Annotated in this window: 2 protein-coding genes; both read right to left on the bottom strand. The window is 51.8% G+C overall.

Going from position 1 to position 1262, the window contains the following annotated elements; genetic code table 11:
* Window positions 1-34: 34 nt before the first annotated feature.
* Window positions 35-1060 (bottom strand): hypothetical protein, encoded by a 1026-nt coding sequence (locus ACOCD2_RS20520; protein ID WP_293652980.1) that lies wholly within the window; start codon window positions 1058-1060, stop codon window positions 35-37.
* 15 nt (window positions 1061-1075) lie between these two features.
* Window positions 1076-1213 carry a hypothetical protein gene (locus ACOCD2_RS20515; protein WP_419626006.1) on the bottom strand — a complete coding sequence of 46 codons (138 nt, stop codon included), beginning with the start codon at window positions 1211-1213 and terminating at the stop codon, window positions 1076-1078.
* Window positions 1214-1262 lie beyond the last annotated feature (49 nt).

Genomic DNA, 1262 nt, shown 5'->3' with positions numbered 1-1262 from the left:
CCTAGCCGGTGAAGTGCACGGCATAGCTACCACCCTATTTTGATTTATCCACAAACGCAAGGCGGCGGTTCTTCGCCGCCAGATTGGCCGATTTTTGCTCGGTTCTAAAGTCCAGTGAAGCAAAGACGGTGTAGACTGCATCTACCACCTTGCGCCCTTCCTTAATCTCTCGCACCTCAATCCGCATCAGCGCCCCCGCTGCTTGAAGCTCGCCAAGCGCTGCCTTGAGTTTCAAGCGATTGTTGCGCTCGATCTTGCCTTCCAAAAGCCGGCTTTCCGCCTTGACCGTGGAGTAGAGAAAATGATAGCTATCTATCATGCTAGCTTGCTTGTAGCGGTGCACAAGGCGCTTGAAAAGCCAGCGAGCAAGCTGGGTTTTCAGCCTTAAATGCCGGTCAATGTTGTATTGCCGATATTCCAGGTTTTCGATGGCGTGGGATATGAACAAGGGCAGGCGCGCCGCGTGCAAGGCGTTGTGATCTTCAAGCCATTCTTCGCGGTCAACCGTCACAAGGTCTTGCAGGATTGCCCCACGCCAAAGCTCTTTTTTACCCTTCGATAACGTCAACATTGATAGGCTCATCACCTCGATAGCCTGCTTGATCTGGTCAAGGCTGCGGGTTTTTCCCCACTTCTTGAGTTCCTTTTGCACCATGCGCAAGGTGAACTTAACCCACGTTTCGGTATTGGCTGGGTCATGTATGCCGAAATTCTGATCGGTAAGGATTTTTTTCAAGGCTTCTTCCACCAGTTCTTCGGTCACGTTCGGGAAAAAAGCCTTATAGTTGCCATCCTCTTGCTTTAGTAACGCGGGTTGAATGCTCAAGGTGCAGTCAATACCCCGAAATTTGTAAGGCTGCTCGTAGGGTTTTGCCAAGCCCTCGGCGGTGCGTAGCTTCTCGGCCTGCTGCGGGGTAAAAAAATACTTGGGGATACTCTCCCAAAGTTCTACCGTGTTGGATACGCTCTCGGGGTCATTGGTCACAAACTGCTGAAACAAATCCATTTGCGGGCTTTTAATGGCCTTGGTTGGTGGTTTTTTTTTGGTGGTTTTTTTCATCATTATTTCCACACCTCACGGGTTGATTGTCACACTGACAGAAACGGCACCATTCCAAGGACGGAAAGCGTCCGCTGCTAGGCATGGAGAGCGAAGCGAAGGCTGGTAGACCCCAGTAGCCGCGAGGCCGCACTGCTTACCCGTCGTGCGCATAGCGCCAGAGGGGAAGCAAAGTAGGCATCCAAACGCGGCGTCCAGTCAT

Origin of the sequence: Thiolapillus sp. (assembly GCF_048562965.1) — a bacterium.
Taxonomy (GTDB): Bacteria; Pseudomonadota; Gammaproteobacteria; order Chromatiales; family Chromatiaceae; genus Thiolapillus; species Thiolapillus brandeum_A.
This window is presented reverse-complemented; position numbering and strand designations above follow the sequence as displayed.